Consider the following 17,633-nt stretch of genomic DNA (forward strand, 5'->3'; position numbering starts at 1 on the left):
TAGCGGGTTCCGCATTTGCGCAGCAAACAGGGACGAGCTTGGCGAGCCATTCCCGGCGGCGGTATGCAGCCGGGGGGCGGAGCGCCGTAAAGCGTGTCCCGTCCGTGCGTAGCACACAGGGACAAAGCGAGCACTCGTACCCAAGTCTTCTTAGCAAGTTATAACCCAACTCCTACCGCCGAGCTTTCGGGTGGCCGGAGGGCAGAGCCCTTCGGAATCCCCCTTTGCAAGGGGGACTTAGGGGGATGTCAACACGAGCAGCCATCTTTTTCCGCCCCGCCAAAATCAACCTGCGTCGGGTAATCATTATCGAAGCAGGAAAGGCATAGCCCGCCTTTGTAATCATCTTTGTTGTGACCACCAATGGAAGTGATTAAGCCCTCCGGTGACAAGAATGCCAAGGAATCGGCATTAATCTCTTCGCACATTTCCGCAATGGACTTGTACGACGCGATGAGATCGCGGCGGTCTGGGGTATCAATGCCGTAGAAGCAAGGATTCTTGAAGGGCGGCGATGTAATCCGCACGTGAACCTCTGCGGCTCCCGCTTCACGGAGCAGATTGACGATCCGCCGTGAAGTTGTTCCACGCACGATGGAATCATCGATCATGACAACACGTTTGCCATCCACCACACTGCGCACGGCGCTTAGCTTCATTTTCACACCTTGCTCACGCAGCTCTTGGCTCGGCTGGATGAAGGTCCGGCCTGTATACTTATTCTTGATGAGCCCAAGCTCATAAGGAATGCCCGTCTGCTCCGCAAATCCAATCGCTGCCGAGATACTTGAATCCGGTACACCAGTTACGAGGTCAGCATCTACGAAAGCTTCTAATGCCATTCGGCTACCCATCCGCTTACGGGCGGTATGCAGGTTAGCGCCATTCATATCACTGTCTGGGCGAGAGAAGTAAATATACTCCATCGCGCATAGCGCTTTACGTTTGGGCTCGGTAAAACGGTCCTCTAACAGGCCATTTTTATCAAGCACGAGCAGTTCGCCAGGTTCGATATCGCGGACTAACTGTGCTCCGATAACTTCTAAGGCACAAGATTCGGAAGCAAAAATATAGGCGTCGCCGATCCGTCCCATTACAAGCGGACGCAAACCATGGGAATCCGAAGCGACAATTAATTTGTCATTCGTCATAAGCAGAAAAGCAAATCCGCCAACCAGTTGTTTTAGCGCATCCTTAGCCGCTTCAATAAAATCCTTAGACGAACGCGCAATCAGATGCGCCAGCACTTCTGTATCACTTGTGGTTTGGAAGATCGATCCGCTTTGCTCAAGCTGTTTACGAATCAACGGTTCATTTACTATGTTACCGTTTGTAGCAATCGCCAAATCACCGTCACGATATTTGAATACGAGCGGCTGTGCATTAGTTAAGCGGCTGTCTCCGCTGGTGGAATAACGTACATGCCCGATGGACATGTCTCCAACCAGTGAGGCAATTTTGTCCTTGTCGAATACTTCTTTTACTAACCCCATCCCGCGGTGATAGTTGAAATCACGACCATCTGCTACGCAGATGCCCGCACTTTCTTCCCCACGGTGCTGTAAGGCGTGCAAGCCGTAATAAGACATGGACGCCGCTTCCGGGTGTCCGAAGACCCCGAAAACGCCGCATTCTTCTTTTAATGTGTCAAAAATATCTCCCGAGCCCGTTCCTTCATTGTAAAAGTCACCAGTCCACAGGATAGGAGTCTCCTGCTCTTTCCCGGTCTTTATTTCATAAGACATGGAATAGCATCCTCCCAAACGAATTTCAATTCTGCTACAGCTTCATCTAATACGGATGCACCGTCCAGATTTACGCGCAGTCTGTCTCCACCTACAGTTCCGATGATTTCCACTGGAACGCCGCTGGCAGCAATCGCTGCTTTCAGCTCTTCCGCACGTTCAGGCGCTGCCGTCAGCACGATACGTGATTGGCTCTCACTGAACAAAGCTACATCGGATCTAAGTCCATTAGCAGAAAGTTCAACGTTTGCACCAATACCACCACTGATACAGCTCTCTGCAAGTGCTACAGCAAGACCGCCTTCGGACAAGTCATGTGCTGAACGCACCAGACCGCCGCGAATCGAGGTAAGCACTGCGCTCAGCAGTGTTTTCTCAGTAGCCAAATCCAAAGCTGGAGGGCGGCCTTCGGTTACACCATGAACAGCATATTGAAATTCACTACCACCAAGCTCAGCTTTTGTTACACCTAGCAGAAGAATGGAATCTCCTTCTTGTTTGAAGCCTTGAGTCGTAATATGATCCGTATCCGTTACTAACCCAACCATGCCGACAACCGGTGTTGGGTAAATGGATCCCGTCGTATTTTCGTTATAAAGACTGACATTCCCACCGATAACCGGAGTATCCAGCACACGACAAGCTTCAGCCATACCATCAACCGCACGCTCCATTTGCCAGAACACATCAGGTTTCTCAGGGTTTCCGAAGTTTAGGTTATCGGTAATAGCAAGCGGTTCAGCACCCGAACAAACGATGTTACGAGCCGCTTCGCTGACTGCAATCCGTCCACCCACTTCAGGATCAAGATAAACATAACGCCCGTTACAGTCCGTGGTCATCGCAAGTCCTTTACGTGTACCATGAATGGTAACTACAGCCGCATCAGATCCAGGTCGAACAGCCGTACTAGTCCGAACCATGTAATCATATTGGTTGTATACCCAAGCTTTGCTTGCTACGGTTGGTGATCCAAGAACAGTACGAAGTGCGCCACCTAGATCTGTAACTTCCGCGTAACGAAGTGTATCTACCGATTCATTTTCTACATAATAAGCAGGAACCTCAGATGGTTTGTTGTAGACTGGGCACTCATCCACGAGCGCTGTTACAGGCATGTCGCCAACAACCTCACCGTGATGATATAGCTTCAAGCGACCATCATCCGTTACTTTACCGACCTTGCAGCAGATTACACCCCAGCGATCAAAAATCTCTTGCGCCTGAGCTTCATCCTTCGGTTCTACTACAAACAACATCCGTTCTTGCGATTCCGAAAGCATCATTTCATAAGGGGTCATGCCGTCTTCACGTTGTGGCACCTGATCAAGATACAGCTCCAGACCGTTGCCCGCTTTACTTGCCATCTCGGCACTAGAGCAGGTAAGTCCAGCCGCACCCATATCCTGAATCCCAATAACGATGCCGCTGTCGATTAACTCTAGACAAGATTCCATAACGAGCTTCTCCATAAATGGATCGCCTACTTGTACAGCTGTACGTTTTGCTTCGGACTCTTCACTTAGTTCCACGGATGCAAAAGTAGCCCCATGAATTCCATCACGTCCAGTAGGAGGACCTACGTAAAAGACTGGGTTTCCTACCCCTTTAGCGACACCGCGTTGGATTTTATCATGATCAATCAGACCGACACACATTGCATTAACAAGCGGGTTACCGTCATAGCTATCATCGAACATGATTTCGCCGCCCACGGTTGGAATCCCGATACAGTTACCATAGCCAGCAATACCAGACACGACATGCTCGAACAAATATTTCACGCGATCGCTTTCCAGCTTGCCGAAACGCAAGGAATTCAGCAGTGCGATAGGTCTTGAGCCCATGGAAAAAATATCACGAATGATACCACCTACGCCTGTTGCCGCACCTTGAAAAGGTTCTACCGCAGAGGGGTGGTTATGACTTTCGATTTTGAATACAACCGCTTGGTTGTCTCCGATATCTACAATCCCTGCGCCCTCGCCAGGTCCCATCAGGACACGTGGACCAGTAACTGGGAAACGTTTCAACAATGGCTTAGAGTTCTTGTATGCACAGTGTTCGGACCACATTACGCTGAATACGCCGATTTCAGTATAGTTCGGCAAACGTCCCATAAAAGACTTGATGAGCTCATATTCGCTGTCCGACACACCGAATTGGCTGTAAATTTTCTGCTCTGCGATCTGTTCTGCGGTCGGTTCCTTAACGGATACTTGCTGCGTCATGACGATCCCTCCAAGTCTTCAGTATAGATGTGAACATTCGTTTGCCATCTTCAGATCCGAGCAAGCTGTTAGCTGCACGCTCAGGGTGAGGCATCATGCCAACTACATTCCCCTGCACATTACTAACACCCGCAATATCAGCGACAGAGCCGTTAGGATTATCGCTATATGTGAACACAATCTGATTGTTAGCTTTCAGTTCTACTAAGGTCTCTTCATCACAGTAGTAGTTTCCTTCGCCGTGAGCGATTGGGATGATGATTTCTTCATCCTTAGCATAATCAATAGTAAATGGGGTTTCGTTATTAACAACCTTAAGCACTGTATCATGACAACGGAACTTCATGGACATGTTACGACGCAGCGCGCCTGGCAACAAACCAGCCTCAGTAAGAATTTGGAACCCATTGCAAATGCCTAGCACGAATTTCCCTTGCTCTGCTGCTTTAGCAACTTCAGCCATTACAGGAGCAAATCTTGAAATCGCGCCGCAGCGCAGGTAATCACCATATGAGAATCCGCCTGGAACCAAAATGCAATCATACGCCGACAAATCTGTCGCTGTATGCCACACATAATCGACTGGTTCGCCGAGACTGTCCTCTACCGCCTTGTAGCAATCAATATCACAGTTAGAGCCTGGGAAGACAAGTACAGCAAATTTCATGTCGTTTAGTCCTCCAATTCGTAGCGGTAATCCTCGATCACCGTGTTGGCAAGTAGCTTTTCGCACATTTCCTTGAGACGCACTTCTGCTTCAGCACGGTTATCCGTGTCCAAAGTCAGCTCCATATATTTCCCAATACGCAAACTTTCAACTTCTTGAAAACCTACCGAATGAAGTGCTCCTTGCACTGCTACACCTTGTGGATCGAGAACGCTCTTCTTAATGGTGACATATACCGTCGCTTTTAACATATGCTTGTAGTTCCTCCTAAATTTTTATGTGTATATACTTTCTGAAAGCTGAAACTCTACTAAAAGTAACTCTAGCTTTAAAAACATACACTTCATTTATTCCCATGAGTAAACACACAATGTTGAGCTATAAAGACTTGCCAGTAAGACGATGATAAATGTCCAGATAACGGCGCGTTGTTTCTTCAACTACTTCTATTGGAAGTGGATCAGGTTTGCTATTTTTATCCCAGGAGGATGCAGATAGATACGTACGAACAGGTTCTTTATCCATACTATCAATTTCGATATCAAGAGCGTATTTGTCCTTAGCCCAGAAACGTGAAGCATCCGGCGTAAAAATCTCATCAATCAGAATCACTTTGCCATCCAGCAAGCCGAATTCAAATTTACAATCTGCTAGAATGATTCCCCGCTCAGCACAATACTCTCTGGCAAAAGAGAACAATTGCAAGCTCTTCTCCTGCAGCTCGAGAGCAAGATCAGCACCGATTAGCTCCTGCATTGTTTCAAAAGGAATATCCTCATCATGACCTACATCGTTTTTAGCCGCAGGGGTAAAGATTGGCTGTGCCAGCAGCGCATTTTTGCGCAAGTTCTTAGGAAGCTCAATACCATTCACTTTGCCAGTTTCTTGATACTGTCTCCAGCCCCCACCGGTGATGCACCCACGCACAACACATTCGATATCGATGCGCTCCGCTTTGCGTACCACCATAACACGGTTTCTGAGAGCTTCCTTGTCCTTAACGATGTCTCCGAGCAGATCCACATCGATATGAACGACATGATTCTCCATTAGCTCTTTAGTCTTTCCGAACCAGAACGCACTCAGACGGTTAAGCACATTGCCCTTTTCAGGTACCGCTGGGTCCAGCACATAGTCAAAAGCAGATATCCGATCCGTGACGACGATCAGTACATTCTCCCCTAAATCGTATAGTTCACGAACCTTCCCTTTATAGAGCAGCGGCGCATTGATGAGTTCCACGGCTGTGGATACGGCCGACGATGTCATGACCTTTCCTCCCTTGAACTAATGATCTTGATTACTGCAACTGGTCTCAAAGGCGTAATTCCGAGGAATGTTTGGACTTCCGATCGCTGTTATGGTTGGATTTCCTGATTTAAACCGCTCTTCGCGGTAGAAATCCAACCATAAAGGCGAAAGCTAACGCTTCTACAGTTCCAAACTTCCTCTCCATTACACCATTCGACCAATTTCCTTTATATCTAACTCCTTAGTTCACCACTAACCTTTCTTTTTTAGATAAGCTCTAGCTTGCGGAAGATGGTGTCCACATGCTTAAGGTGCCAAGAAGGGTTAAATGCATCTTCAATTTCTTCTGGGGTAAGAACGTTAGTGATTTCAGGTGTAGCTTCCACGATATCGCGGAATTGTTTTTGCTCTTCCCATGCTTGCATAGCACGCGGTTGAACGGTATCGTACGCTTGCTCACGGCTAAGGCCTTTATCGATCAGTTTAGTCAAGATCCGACCGGAGAAAGGAACACCGAACGTACGGTTCATGTTGCGCTTCATATTCTCTGGGAATACAGTCAGGTTCTTCACAATGTTTCCAAAACGGTTCAGCATGTAGTTGAGCAGCATTGTCGCATCCGGAAGGATGATACGTTCCACAGAGGAGTGCGAAATATCGCGTTCATGCCAGAGTGGCACGTTCTCGTAAGCTGTAACCATATGTCCGCGAATGACGCGGGACAGACCGGAAATGTTCTCGCAGCCGATCGGATTACGTTTGTGAGGCATAGCGGAGGAACCCTTTTGACCTTTGGCAAAAGCTTCTTCCACTTCACGAATCTCACTCTTTTGCAGAGCGCGGATTTCAGTAGCGAATTTGTCTAACGATGTCGCTACCAAAGCAAGGGCAGCCATGTATTCAGCATGACGGTCACGCTGTAACGTTTGTGTAGAAATTGGAGCTGGGCTTGTGCCGAGCTTGCGGCAAACGAATTCTTCTACGAAAGGATCGATGTTAGCGTACGTACCAACGGCACCGGAGATTTTTCCGAACTGTACACCGTTCGCAGCATGGCGGAAACGCTCCAGGTTACGTTTCATTTCTTCGTACCATAGAGCCATTTTCAGACCAAAGGTAGTTGGCTCGGCATGAACACCATGCGTACGGCCCATCATCGGTGTATCCTTGTAAGCAATAGCCTTATCTTTAAGGATCTCAATAAAGTTGATGATATCCTTCTCTAGAATTTCATTCGCTTGACGCAGCAAGTAACCTAATGCTGTATCTACCACGTCAGTAGAAGTAAGACCGTAGTGAACCCATTTGCGCTCTGCGCCAAGGCTCTCGGAAACCGCACGTGTAAAGGCGATAACGTCATGGCGAGTCTCTTGTTCTATTTCATCAATGCGTGCGATGTCGAATTTAGCGTCCTTACGCAGTTTAGCAGCGTCTTCGTGCGGGATGACTCCCAGCTCAGCCCATGCTTCACAAGCGCAAATTTCAACTTCCAGCCACGCCTTGAATTTATTTTCCTCCGTCCAAATAGCACGCATCTCAGGTCTGCTGTAACGTTCGATCATATTCTTTAGTTCCTCCAAAGTTTAGATTGCTCCACCCAGGACAAGCCGTCTCCGGTATCCTTGCAGAGCAGATTGATATGGCCCATCTTGCGGCCGGTCTTACTCTCAGTCTTGCCATATATATGAAGCTTAGGTACAACACTCAGCTTATTATCTTTTTCGTTCTGTGTACAGGTCGCTTTAATCGCGCCATCCAAATGCTGGCCTAGTACATTTACCATAACTACAGGTGTCAAAAGCGTTGTATCGCCTAGCGGCAGATTACAAATCGCCCGGACATGCTGCTCGAACTGTGAAGTCGCGCAAGCGTCCATGGTGTAATGCCCGGAGTTATGCGGTCTTGGTGCTAACTCATTGACGTACAATTGTCCGTCCTCTGTGACGAACATTTCTACTGCCAGCAGTCCAACCGCATCAAGTCCAGCGATTAATGTCTCTGCCAATTCGCATGCTCTCCGCTGAATGTCCTCTGCCACTCTTGCAGGCACAATGGACAGATGTAAAATATTATTTACATGAATATTTTCCGACGGTGGGAAGCTCTTAACCTCACCAGAAGCACTGCGTGCAGCAACAACGGATATTTCACACTTAAAAGCTACAAACTTCTCAAGCACCAGCTCCGGCACAACGGCTCCGGGTGCTACTTGCCGGAAGGCTTCTTCCAGCTCTTCTACCTGACGGATCACGGCTTGTCCCTTGCCGTCATAACCGCCTGTGGCTGTCTTCAGCACACAGGGTAGTCCAAGTTCAGCCGCCGCCACTTTCAGCTCCGCAAGGCTATCCACCTTCCGGTACGGGGCGACGGGTACGCCTGCCGCCTCGATGGCGGCTTTTTCGCGCAGCCGATGCTGCGTCGTATACAGCAGCGCGCTGCCCTGCGGCACGTACGATTCCTCCGTCAGCAGCGCGGCAACGCCCGCGTCAACGTTCTCGAACTCGTACGTGATGACGTCCGAGCGGCGGGCTAGCTCCCGCGCCGCGTCCCGGTCGTTATACGCCGCTGTAATCTGCGGCGTGACTTGACCGCTAGGCGCATCCGGCGCAGGGTCCAGCGCCACGAAGCGGTACCCCATGGCGCTGCCAGCCAGCGCCATCATGCGCCCGAGCTGCCCGCCGCCGAGCACGCCGACGGTCGCGCCGGGCAGTAGCGTCCGGACGGTGTCCGTGCCGGACGCATCCATAGCTGCTGGCGAAGTAACGCCGCCAGCCTCCTGCAGCTTCAGCTCCTCCGGTCTCATAAGCTGTCGCTGCTTTCAAGGACTTCGTCGCGGATCGCATCCCGCCGCAGCTGCGCGCGCTGCTGCACTTCTGGATCGAATGCTCCGATAATCTGTGCGGCCAGGAGGCCTGCATTAATGGCCCCTGCCTTACCAATGGCTACCGTTGCCACTGGAATGCCTCCTGGCATCTGCACGATGGAGAGAAGCGAATCAAGCCCATTAAGCGCCTTCGACTGCACTGGCACTCCAATCACAGGCAGGATCGTCTTTGCTGCCACCATACCCGGCAAATGCGCTGCACCACCCGCTCCTGCAATAATGACGCGAATACCCCGGCCCGCGGCTTCCTCCGCATAGCTGAACATCAAGTCCGGCGTCCGGTGCGCAGATACTACCTTCTTCTCATAAGATAATCCCAGCTCTTCAAGCACCGCACAAGCGTGCTCCATCGTGTCCCAATCCGATTTACTGCCCATGATAACAGCTACCTGCACAGACATGATTCGACCTACCTTCCAGTCACTAGTATGGATATCTTTATCTTGTAAATTCGAATAAAAAAAGCCCGATGACCAGACGCATTTTGCTGCGGGAGGATCGGACTAGTAAAGAAATTAGGAAAAAATAATCCGCGTGCCTATCATTAGGCTCTATTAAGCGCGGAAAATGGCATAATGCATCATTCCGTTACCCGGACCGCATTGCCGCATTCTATCATCCTATTTCCTCGTAGTCCGGTAATTTACGGTTCCCGGGTAGAAACTTCCGGGCCATATCCCCGGTTTTATACGAGTTGCTCATGACATCAGTTTAACAATCCCCTACACAGGATGTCAACTCAAACACGAACATTGGTAAATTCCGATTAATAATCGTTCGCTTTTAGGCGTATTTAATTTCTCAATAACCACTTATTTTGATGATAAAGACTTCTTTCCGTACACTATTAGCTCTAACAACAGATGTTATATTAACTGTAGAATAGGCTTCATGGAAATACATATAATTCCTCTACTGGATATGAATCTAGTCATTTCGTTTCTTATTAATGAAAAAAGGAACGCCATAAGCGTCCCTTTTAACTTTATATTATTTTACAACCAGCACTGGAATGCGGGCGCTTTGTACTACATTGTGGCTCACACTTCCCAGAACAAACTCACGTATTCCGCCAAGTCCGCGGCTGCCGATAACAATTACATCTATAGCATGTTCTTTAGCATATTTCAAAATCACTTCAGCGGGAGATCCTTGTAATAGCTCAACCTCAGCATTCAAGCCTTCAGCCTCAAGGCGTCCCTTCACCTCTTCAGTAGTCTGCACTGCTAAATCATAATATTCTTTATTTACTGAAGCCGGTAGTGGTGCTAGAGCTTCTCCGATAAAAAATCTTGGAAATTCAAATGCGTGTACGACATGCATCGTAGAGCCCGGAGTTACTTTTGCGAGTTCAATTGCGCGCTCCAATGCTTGATTAGAAGCCTTAGATCCATCATAGGCGAGTAAAATTTTAGAGAATAACATGTACGCCACCTCTTTTTCTAGTTTGTAATCATTAAGACTATCACCTTAAAAAATAGCTGTACAAAAAGATATTCAGCAACAGAAGTAACGGAATTCCGATCCTAAAGGACATATGTCGCGTCTTGTGGCGCTTACGATACATGGCAATCAGCACGCCTAGTGCCCCGCCCATAGCTGCCAGCAGAAAAAGTGTCTTCTCAGGTACACGTTCTCGCCGTTTACGGGCTTTGTTCTTGTCTTCGGACATCACTACATATCCGATAATATTAATTACCACAAACCACAACATTATAACCTTGACCATTCTCCCGGGCTCTCCTCCTTGCTTCCTATCTATCTCTATTATATTCCTCTTTTTCACAAAAAACCAATCATCCTTACACGCTCTGATAACTTCGCTACCTGCCTCTTTCTTTTCACTGCTTCGCATCCTTCATCCATATCCATGACAACACCGCAGCCAGCGCCGCCGCAATTCCACCCAGCCAGAACCCTCCGGTCAAGCCATAAAGAGCGCTCATCCATCCTGCCACGAACGGCCCAGCCGACATACCTATTGCATAAACCGCCTGATAGAAGCCCATAGCTGTTGCACGCTTATATGGATCTACTTCTGACACCGACTTGCCTAGCAACAATGGAAAAATCAGTCCCTGCATAAATCCGTTTCCTATCTGAGTCAGACAGAGCGTCGCTAGCGTCGGCATTGAAGGAATAAGAAGTGTAAACAATGCACTTCCCGCGAAGCCTAAGAGAAGCGTGCCCCGGTCTCCTAACAGCCTACCAAATGTCCGTGAGCCATAGAGGGTCGCGACAGCATGCGGAATCATAAAAGCGAGCGTCAGCCAGCCCAAGCTTTCTTTACTTGCTCCGATATTCAGAGCTTGGTTTGGCGTATATCCGAACATCGTTATGAATAGCACACAGTGTGCCAACACTGACAGCAGAGAAACTCTTACCAGAAGTGGCTCCTTCATAACACCCGCTAAGTCCTTGATCTGGATCGCACTTTGCCGTTTCTCCTGTTTTTGTTCAGGCAGTCGCAGCGCAAGCAGCAGCGCCGCAATCGCTACAATTCCTCCAATCAGAAACGGGGTATTCCAGCCCCAATGCTCCACCATATAGCCACTGATCATCATACTGGTCAATTGGGCAATCACCGTAGTGAATTGCAGCATGCCCATCGCTTTTCCAGCTTCCTCTTTCGGGAAATATCCCGCGAACATCACAGTGTACACAACCCATGCCGAAGCCGCTATACCGGATACCGCACGTGCTGCCAATGCCCACCCAGGCTGTGCTCCCCACATGAAAAGAAAGCAGCTGGCTCCGCTCGCAATCAGTCCCAGGTAGATAAACGGACGCCGCCGATTCAAATAATCCGAACCGATGCCAATCGGCAGTCGGAACAGAATCTGCATTAACCCATATACGCCCAGCACCATGCCCACCATAAAATATGATGCTCCCAAATGCTCCACATAAGGGGAAAGCACCGGAACATAAATATAAGAAGAGAACCAAAACATAAATACAATAACGAGAAAGAAAAACTTACTGCCTCCCTGCCCCTCTGGGCTACCTGCTGCTTTTAGTTGATCCACTTGTTGTTCAGCTGCCACCCTAATCACCTGCTCTATGTATTTGCTTAACATTCTAATTCAAAGCCTATCTGTAGACCACAAAAACTTACGTGGACAGAAAAAAGGGCTACTGAGTACACTCAGCAGCCTTTTTATTACGATACATGCGATCCTTTTTACTTATCCTTCTTTTGCCCTTCAAGCGCTGCTTTCAGCAGTTCCCCAAGGTTAGAACCAATGCTTTCTTGCTTACTGTATTGCTGTACCAGCTTTTGCTGTTCGCGTTTATTCACATGCTTATGATCCTTATCCAAGGTTTCTGTGATTCCACAGCCCAAACATTGTACGAACATGCCTGCTTTACCCTCTTTAAGCTCCATTTTCTTATGGCACTGTGGACAGCGGCGATTCGATAGTCTTTTCTCTCCGGCACGGGTATAACCACAGTTATCTGCAGGGCATACAAGCAGCTTGCCACGTTTGCTCTTTTTCTCCAGCAGTCTTGTACCGCATTCCGGACAATTACTGTTCGAGACATTATGCGGTTTATATTCTGCTCCACTAGTTTTGACGCCAGTTACCAGCTCCTGTGCCATACTGCGGATGCCTTGCAAGAAGAGCTCCGGCTTGCCTTGACCACGCGCTATTTTCTCCAGCTCAGCTTCCCAGCGAGCGGTTAGATCTGGTGTCCTTAGCTGTGTGGATACCAACTCAATAAGCTGCTTGCCTTTACCAGTCGGATGCAGCAGATTCCCTTGGCGTTCAATGGTATCGGAGCTTACCAGCTTCTCGATAATATCCGCGCGGGTTGCCGGGGTTCCCAGTCCGTGCTTCTCCATTTGCGTCAACAGCGAAGCTTCATTATAACGTTTCGGTGGCTGTGTTCGTCCAGGACGAACCATACAGCGACCAATTGTGACAGTTGCCCCTTCGCGCAGCTCAGGTAGCTTCACACTGCCCGCTGCCGGCTCGTCCGATGAATCCTCTTCGTCATCGTTACTCATATCTCCACCATACACTTCACGCCAGCCAGCATCTTTTACCGTCGTCCCTTTGACATGGAAGCTTTCGCCTTCCACGTTGACGGTGACAGCTACCGCATCATAGCGAGCTGGCGGGTAGAACAAGCTTATAAAACGCCGCACAATCAGATCATACAGCTTACGTTCCTCAGTACTCAGACCATTTAACAATACGGTCTGTTCTGTAGGAATAATAGCGTGGTGATCGCTTACTTTGCTATCATCCACGATCCGCTTCGTAATCGGCAGCTGCTTGCGCAGCAATGGACGTGCTAACGCTGCATATGGACCGACCGCAACACTATCCAGTCTTTCCTTGAGTGTGCCCGTCATATCTGATGTTAAGTAACGACTGTCCGTACGCGGGTAAGTGACAAGCTTATGCTGCTCATATAACCGCTGAAGCACACTGGAGGTCTGCTTCGCGGAGAAGCCGAACTTCCGGTTCGCATCACGCTGCAATTCAGTCAGATCATAAGCGAGTGGATGAGGTTCGCTCTTCTCACTCTTCTGTACCTTAATAATACGGCCGCTGCGTCCAGTAAGCTTATCCTTTAGACTTGCCATCTTATCCTTTTCAAATATCCGACCATCGCCGTTACTGGCCCGCCATACCGCTTGGAAATCTCCAAAATCAGCAGTCAGCGTCTCAAAATCAACGGAACGGAAACCCGTAATCTCCTGTTCACGATCCATGATCATCCCTAATGTCGGCGTTTGTACCCGCCCTGCGGAGAGCGGCGAACCGAACTTACATGTCAAAGCTCTCGTGACATTCAGTCCAATCATCCAATCCGCCTCTGCGCGGCACCGTGCAGATTCATACAGACGATCAAAATCGCGACCTGGGCGGAGCTTTTCGAATCCTTCTTTTATCGCTTTATCCGTCTGAGAAGATATCCAGAGCCGCCGGAATGGCTTTTTCCATCCCGCCATATTCATAATCCAACGTGCTAACAGCTCTCCTTCACGAGCAGCATCCGTAGCTACCACAAGCTCCTCAATATCCTGACGCTTCATTAGATGCTGAACAGCTTTATATTGCTGGTTGGTCTCACGCAGCACCTTCAGCTTTGCCTTCTCCGGCAAAATAGGCAGATCCTCCAAAGCCCAAGTTGCAAACTTTTTATTATAATCCTCAGGCTCTGCCAGGCCGACCAAATGTCCCAGCGCCCAGGTAACCACATATTTTGGACCTTCAATATAGCTCTTCTGTTTATTATTACATCCCATGACTCGTGCGATCTCGCGTGCAACAGACGGCTTCTCCGCCAATACTAATGTCTTCATAATGCTCCCCTTTCCACATCAAATTTCATTATATCATTAAATGAATGTTAGCAAATTTCGTCAGGCCTTACCGGGTCACTCCGTTATACACTAAATAAATCAAACAACGAAAACTCAGTGAGTGAAATCTTCATTCCATTAGAAAAGCCCGTATCTGCTATGCAGACACGGGCTTTTTTTGCTTATGGGATTAATAGTTACTCTTGCTCCACCTGAATCGTTTGTTCAAGCTCCGGATAATAATGTTTAACTTGTTTTCCTTCTTCATCTCTTAATGCTTTATGGCTCTCATCAATGGAGTAAGTAAACGGCTTAACTGTAATTGTTTTTGGTGTTTGTGGGAACGGACTGAAATCTTTGTCTACCATAGGATAGACTATAGCCGGCAAGTTGAATGACCCACTCGAAGAAAATGCATTGCCTAGTTCATCAACAATTTCATAGAACATTTCAGAGGTTGTGTATCCATCCTTTTCTTTCACAGTTGGCGCTTTACCTTCTTCGCTGAGCTGTAATCTGCTTGTGGCTGGAGTTAATTCCAGCTTGGTAATCGTATAACTGAATTCTTCTGCCTCTTTTGTTTGGTTCAGATCAAGCTTGATAATTCCTTCCGTTACTTTTTTCACCGGCACCTTGATTTCAAAAGGCTCTGCGATTTGTGTAACCGGCACAGTGATGCTTAATTCAAATTCATTCCCCAAAGCCTCTACATTATTTAGATTTCTATAATCGTATAAAATAGCATTCTTTTTACCCTCAACATCGCCAAAAGACGACATTTGGCTCTCCAGATTCTTTCCATTCGGCAATTTCACTTCTGCTGAACCCAACAACCCTTTTTCGGACTGGTTCATTGTCACTTTCGCATACTGCTGTTCTTTTACCGCTGGATCGAATTCAATCGGTTCAATAATCATTTCTGCCATCATCTTATCCTTATCAATGCCTTCCCGTTCAATCGCAAAAGCCAACCGCGATCCGTCATAATAGGCATCGGTAACCTTCAAGGTCACTCCATCATGGGTGACACTTAGGTTAGGCGCAGTAGATAATCCTTTTTCTTTAGCAGCATTTAGACCTTTATCGTCAATCCCCTTGAAAATACTTCCTACAACAGGAATCTGCTTTAACGTTTCAGCCATGACTGGGGATATAAATCCGCTACCGATTATTCCCGCACCCAACACTGCTGCTGCCGCGGCAGCCACCAATGATTTTTTTAGGAACTTATTCCCACTTTTTCTTGACGCTCGCTTTTCCATTCCCTCGTCTCCTATTCGCTTCATAATTGAATCGCTGAAACTGTCTACCGGCATTTCATGATTTTGGAATGTTTGACGAATATGCTCCATCTTCTGACTTTCAGTTGGATCTTGCCATTTCTCCATGAGGGCTTCCTCCTTCATTCATTCTTTGCCGGACTAACTTTTTGCGTAGACGTTCAAATTTCTTGCGTAAAGTAGCTGAATTACAATCCATAATCTGACCCATTTCTTCAAAACTGTACTGCTCTACCACCTTAAGAATCAGAAGATTGCTCTCTTCGGCTGTCAGATCATCCATAAATAACTTCTGCAATGGCTCCTCATCGTTAGGATTATAATAGGCTTTGGGCTGCTGCTCTTTATATAGCGACAACAGACGGTTTCTTCGTTTGCGTTTGCGAACCTGATCCAAACAATGATGATAGGCCACTTTATACAGCCATGAATTAAAAGAGACTCGTTTCTCATAACGTCTGAGTTCCTGATACACTTTTACAAATATATCTTGCACAGCATCCTCTGCTTCTTCATGACTTCTCAAAATATAATAGCAATACGTATAAATCTTTCTTTCATAGGCTTGTATTATAGTTCTATAGGCTTCGCGGTTACCCGCAAGAACCTGATCAATAGCCTCTTCAATTATTGTTTGATTCACTTGGACCCCGGGGCTGCGACGTTCCAAAGAATCACCTCCTTGTTATTGACTACAACTATATAACGATTGTGATCCCTTTAATTGTGACAGCCTCAAAAATTTTTCCAAATATGTTATAAACACCATCTGTTTTTCAACAAAAAAAGCGACTACCCCGATTGATGCTCGGAGAAATCGCTTTTATAATAATATTCCATATTTATAAACTTTTTACTTATTTATATTTTTCAACTCAATACATGCTTCAAAAAATACAATATCACTATTCTGGCCACGGACATATATACCATCATCCGTTACAGCTGAGCGTAAAATAGTCAGTTCATCCCCAAACTTAGCTTCTTGTAGATATGTAATCCGGAAGCGTGTGAACTCTGCATTATCCCATTCCGCTAAACTGAGTGCATCACAACATAAATCTCCGTATCGGGCATTATTCAGATGTCCGTTGCTATCCAGCCCACTATATCTTACCTGATACCGATAAGCTTCTTCCATAGTAATATCAGTAGGGATCGTTACCTTAACAGGCATATCCCCTACTGAATCGCCATTATAGTGCTTAACCTGAACTGGAAGAGCGTTCGGTCTGAGTATCTTTCTCTTCTCAATATCTACTAAAGCCCATATAGAACGCGCTGTGGCAATCTCTATATGATCTGCATCAAAAATACGATAATCCCGTTGCCATAAAGCCCCTTTAGTACCTTTACTCCAGGTATGTACGCTAAGCACATCATTTGGGCGAGGAATACGCTTAAAATCAAGATCTAACGTAATCATCATCCAGCCCATTCCTGCACTCAGAATTTCTTCCACACTTATCCCCAAATTACCCACTGCGAAGTCTGCCGCACATTGCATGATATCCAGAATAAAGGATAACTTACCCTGTGAACGATAATCCGTGTCGCTCGCATGTACAGAAAAATCTTCTATCCACACAAGATTACTACTGTTGTCCATTGTTTATCCTCCTGCCATGCAAAATATCCTTGCATTTACTTGAAGTATCCACATATACCACTGCTCTATCCACATAAATTGGGGACTACTTTCATTTTTGAATATATTTTATTATTTCATCCACATGTTAGTAACTTTTATTTTCTCGTTATTTCCCCATGACTTATCCACATTATTTAAATTAAGCGATAAAGGGAACAAAAAAGCCATTGTTGATAAATCAACAATGGCTTCGTGTGCTTGGCAACGTCCTACTCTCCCAGGACCCTTCGGTCCAAGTACCATCGGCGCTGGAGGGCTTAACGGTCGTGTTCGGGATGGGTACGCGTGGAACCCCTCCGCTATCGCCACCAAACATGCGTCTGTGAAACAGACGCTGCCGCGTGAAATTTCGTTCATCACCAGAAGTGAGAATGAATTTCTAAGCGTGTTACAGGCTTGATGCCTGAAAACTGAATCCGAATTGAATTTGCGTTTGCCCTTCTTACGGGGCCCCCGGAAAGTACTCGGAATAAGCTTCGCAGCCTTTTCTTCACTTTTTGGGGTATTTTTAGGATAAGCCCTCGACCGATTAGTATTGGTCAGCTCCATGCATTACTGCACTTCCACCTCCAACCTATCTACCTCGTCGTCTTCAAGGGGTCTT

At 47.2% G+C, this 17,633-nt stretch carries 16 protein-coding genes, 2 rRNA genes and 1 riboswitch; all 18 genes read right to left on the reverse strand.

All coding sequences use genetic code 11. The annotated features are described in order from the left end of the window. Positions 1-248: 248 nt before the first annotated feature. The gene (gene purF, locus ACQKMP_RS27540; protein WP_427472106.1) at positions 249-1,745 is read right to left on the reverse strand and encodes an amidophosphoribosyltransferase; all 1,497 of its coding nucleotides are present in this window, start codon (positions 1,743-1,745) and stop codon (positions 249-251) included. Next, positions 1,730-3,976 carry a phosphoribosylformylglycinamidine synthase subunit PurL gene (purL, locus tag ACQKMP_RS27545; protein WP_076286946.1) on the reverse strand — a complete coding sequence of 749 codons (2,247 nt, stop codon included), beginning with the start codon at positions 3,974-3,976 and terminating at the stop codon, positions 1,730-1,732. The genes purF and purL overlap by 16 nt, the downstream gene beginning before the upstream one ends. Further along, entirely contained in the window at positions 3,954-4,643 is a 690-nt protein-coding gene (purQ, locus tag ACQKMP_RS27550) for a phosphoribosylformylglycinamidine synthase subunit PurQ (protein ID WP_405175560.1), read from the reverse strand. Before purQ ends, purL begins: the two co-directional genes overlap by 23 nt. 5 nt (positions 4,644-4,648) lie before the next feature. Further along, positions 4,649-4,894, reverse strand: a complete 246-nt coding sequence (gene purS / locus ACQKMP_RS27555; RefSeq protein ID WP_036680912.1) for a phosphoribosylformylglycinamidine synthase subunit PurS — start codon at positions 4,892-4,894, stop codon at positions 4,649-4,651. A 127-nt stretch (positions 4,895-5,021) separates the two neighbouring features. Then, positions 5,022-5,912, reverse strand: coding sequence for a phosphoribosylaminoimidazolesuccinocarboxamide synthase (locus ACQKMP_RS27560; protein ID WP_427472109.1), 891 nt, complete (start codon positions 5,910-5,912; stop codon positions 5,022-5,024). 248 nt (positions 5,913-6,160) lie between these two features. Beyond that, a complete protein-coding gene (gene purB / locus ACQKMP_RS27565) occupies positions 6,161-7,456 on the reverse strand; it encodes an adenylosuccinate lyase (RefSeq protein ID WP_042124027.1) in 1,296 nt (431 codons plus the stop codon). Between the two features lie 5 nt (positions 7,457-7,461). Continuing rightward, complete coding sequence (gene purK / locus ACQKMP_RS27570; protein WP_427472112.1) at positions 7,462-8,583, reverse strand: 5-(carboxyamino)imidazole ribonucleotide synthase; 1,122 nt, start codon at positions 8,581-8,583, stop codon at positions 7,462-7,464. Next, complete coding sequence (locus ACQKMP_RS27575; RefSeq protein ID WP_427472114.1) at positions 8,486-8,716, reverse strand: hypothetical protein; 231 nt, start codon at positions 8,714-8,716, stop codon at positions 8,486-8,488. Before ACQKMP_RS27575 ends, purK begins: the two co-directional genes overlap by 98 nt. Continuing rightward, positions 8,694-9,179, reverse strand: a complete 486-nt coding sequence (gene purE, locus ACQKMP_RS27580; RefSeq protein ID WP_042184739.1) for a 5-(carboxyamino)imidazole ribonucleotide mutase — start codon at positions 9,177-9,179, stop codon at positions 8,694-8,696. Before purE ends, ACQKMP_RS27575 begins: the two co-directional genes overlap by 23 nt. Positions 9,180-9,389: 210 nt before the next feature. Continuing rightward, positions 9,390-9,491, reverse strand: a riboswitch (purine riboswitch). A gap of 277 nt (positions 9,492-9,768) precedes the next feature. Next, on the reverse strand, positions 9,769-10,203 hold the full coding sequence (locus tag ACQKMP_RS27585; protein ID WP_042184737.1) for a universal stress protein: 435 nt from the start codon (positions 10,201-10,203) through the stop codon (positions 9,769-9,771). A gap of 40 nt (positions 10,204-10,243) precedes the next feature. After that, a complete protein-coding gene (locus tag ACQKMP_RS27590) occupies positions 10,244-10,507 on the reverse strand; it encodes a DUF1294 domain-containing protein (protein ID WP_042193264.1) in 264 nt (87 codons plus the stop codon). A gap of 112 nt (positions 10,508-10,619) precedes the next feature. Continuing rightward, positions 10,620-11,825 (reverse strand): MFS transporter, encoded by a 1,206-nt coding sequence (locus ACQKMP_RS27595; protein ID WP_379425741.1) that lies wholly within the window; start codon positions 11,823-11,825, stop codon positions 10,620-10,622. A gap of 137 nt (positions 11,826-11,962) precedes the next feature. Next, a complete protein-coding gene (locus ACQKMP_RS27600; protein WP_427472117.1) occupies positions 11,963-14,098 on the reverse strand; it encodes a DNA topoisomerase III in 2,136 nt (711 codons plus the stop codon). Between the two features lie 197 nt (positions 14,099-14,295). Next, the gene (locus ACQKMP_RS27605) at positions 14,296-15,486 is read right to left on the reverse strand and encodes a DUF4179 domain-containing protein (RefSeq protein ID WP_427472119.1); all 1,191 of its coding nucleotides are present in this window, start codon (positions 15,484-15,486) and stop codon (positions 14,296-14,298) included. Continuing rightward, complete coding sequence (locus ACQKMP_RS27610) at positions 15,461-16,048, reverse strand: RNA polymerase sigma factor (protein ID WP_042184728.1); 588 nt, start codon at positions 16,046-16,048, stop codon at positions 15,461-15,463. Before ACQKMP_RS27610 ends, ACQKMP_RS27605 begins: the two co-directional genes overlap by 26 nt. Before the next feature lie 183 nt (positions 16,049-16,231). Further along, positions 16,232-16,987 carry an acyl-[acyl-carrier-protein] thioesterase gene (locus ACQKMP_RS27615; protein WP_149647558.1) on the reverse strand — a complete coding sequence of 252 codons (756 nt, stop codon included), beginning with the start codon at positions 16,985-16,987 and terminating at the stop codon, positions 16,232-16,234. A 238-nt stretch (positions 16,988-17,225) separates the two neighbouring features. Further along, positions 17,226-17,342: ribosomal RNA gene (rrf, locus tag ACQKMP_RS27620) — 5S ribosomal RNA — on the reverse strand. Between the two features lie 196 nt (positions 17,343-17,538). Continuing rightward, positions 17,539-17,633, reverse strand: a 23S ribosomal RNA gene (locus ACQKMP_RS27625); the annotation flags it as partial.

Origin of the sequence: Paenibacillus sp. NPDC101420, assembly GCF_050277435.1 — a bacterium.
Classification (GTDB): Bacteria; Bacillota; Bacilli; order Paenibacillales; family Paenibacillaceae; genus Paenibacillus_AQ.

What these genes read in the sequence shown, in the direction of transcription:
- ACQKMP_RS27585 (WP_042184737.1), bottom strand. Translation starts at nt 10,203, where the DNA reads ATGTTATTCTCTAAAATTTTACTCGCCTATGATGGATCTAAGGCTTCT.
- ACQKMP_RS27600 (WP_427472117.1), bottom strand. Translation starts at nt 14,098, where the DNA reads ATGAAGACATTAGTATTGGCGGAGAAGCCGTCTGTTGCACGCGAGATC.
- ACQKMP_RS27615 (WP_149647558.1), bottom strand. Translation starts at nt 16,987, where the DNA reads ATGGACAACAGTAGTAATCTTGTGTGGATAGAAGATTTTTCTGTACAT.
- ACQKMP_RS27590 (WP_042193264.1), bottom strand. Translation starts at nt 10,507, where the DNA reads ATGGTCAAGGTTATAATGTTGTGGTTTGTGGTAATTAATATTATCGGA.
- ACQKMP_RS27560 (WP_427472109.1), bottom strand. Translation starts at nt 5,912, where the DNA reads ATGACATCGTCGGCCGTATCCACAGCCGTGGAACTCATCAATGCGCCG.
- purE (WP_042184739.1), bottom strand. Translation starts at nt 9,179, where the DNA reads ATGTCTGTGCAGGTAGCTGTTATCATGGGCAGTAAATCGGATTGGGAC.
- ACQKMP_RS27605 (WP_427472119.1), bottom strand. Translation starts at nt 15,486, where the DNA reads ATGGAGAAATGGCAAGATCCAACTGAAAGTCAGAAGATGGAGCATATT.
- purF (WP_427472106.1), bottom strand. Translation starts at nt 1,745, where the DNA reads ATGTCTTATGAAATAAAGACCGGGAAAGAGCAGGAGACTCCTATCCTG.
- purS (WP_036680912.1), bottom strand. Translation starts at nt 4,894, where the DNA reads ATGTTAAAAGCGACGGTATATGTCACCATTAAGAAGAGCGTTCTCGAT.
- purB (WP_042124027.1), bottom strand. Translation starts at nt 7,456, where the DNA reads ATGATCGAACGTTACAGCAGACCTGAGATGCGTGCTATTTGGACGGAG.
- purQ (WP_405175560.1), bottom strand. Translation starts at nt 4,643, where the DNA reads ATGAAATTTGCTGTACTTGTCTTCCCAGGCTCTAACTGTGATATTGAT.
- purL (WP_076286946.1), bottom strand. Translation starts at nt 3,976, where the DNA reads ATGACGCAGCAAGTATCCGTTAAGGAACCGACCGCAGAACAGATCGCA.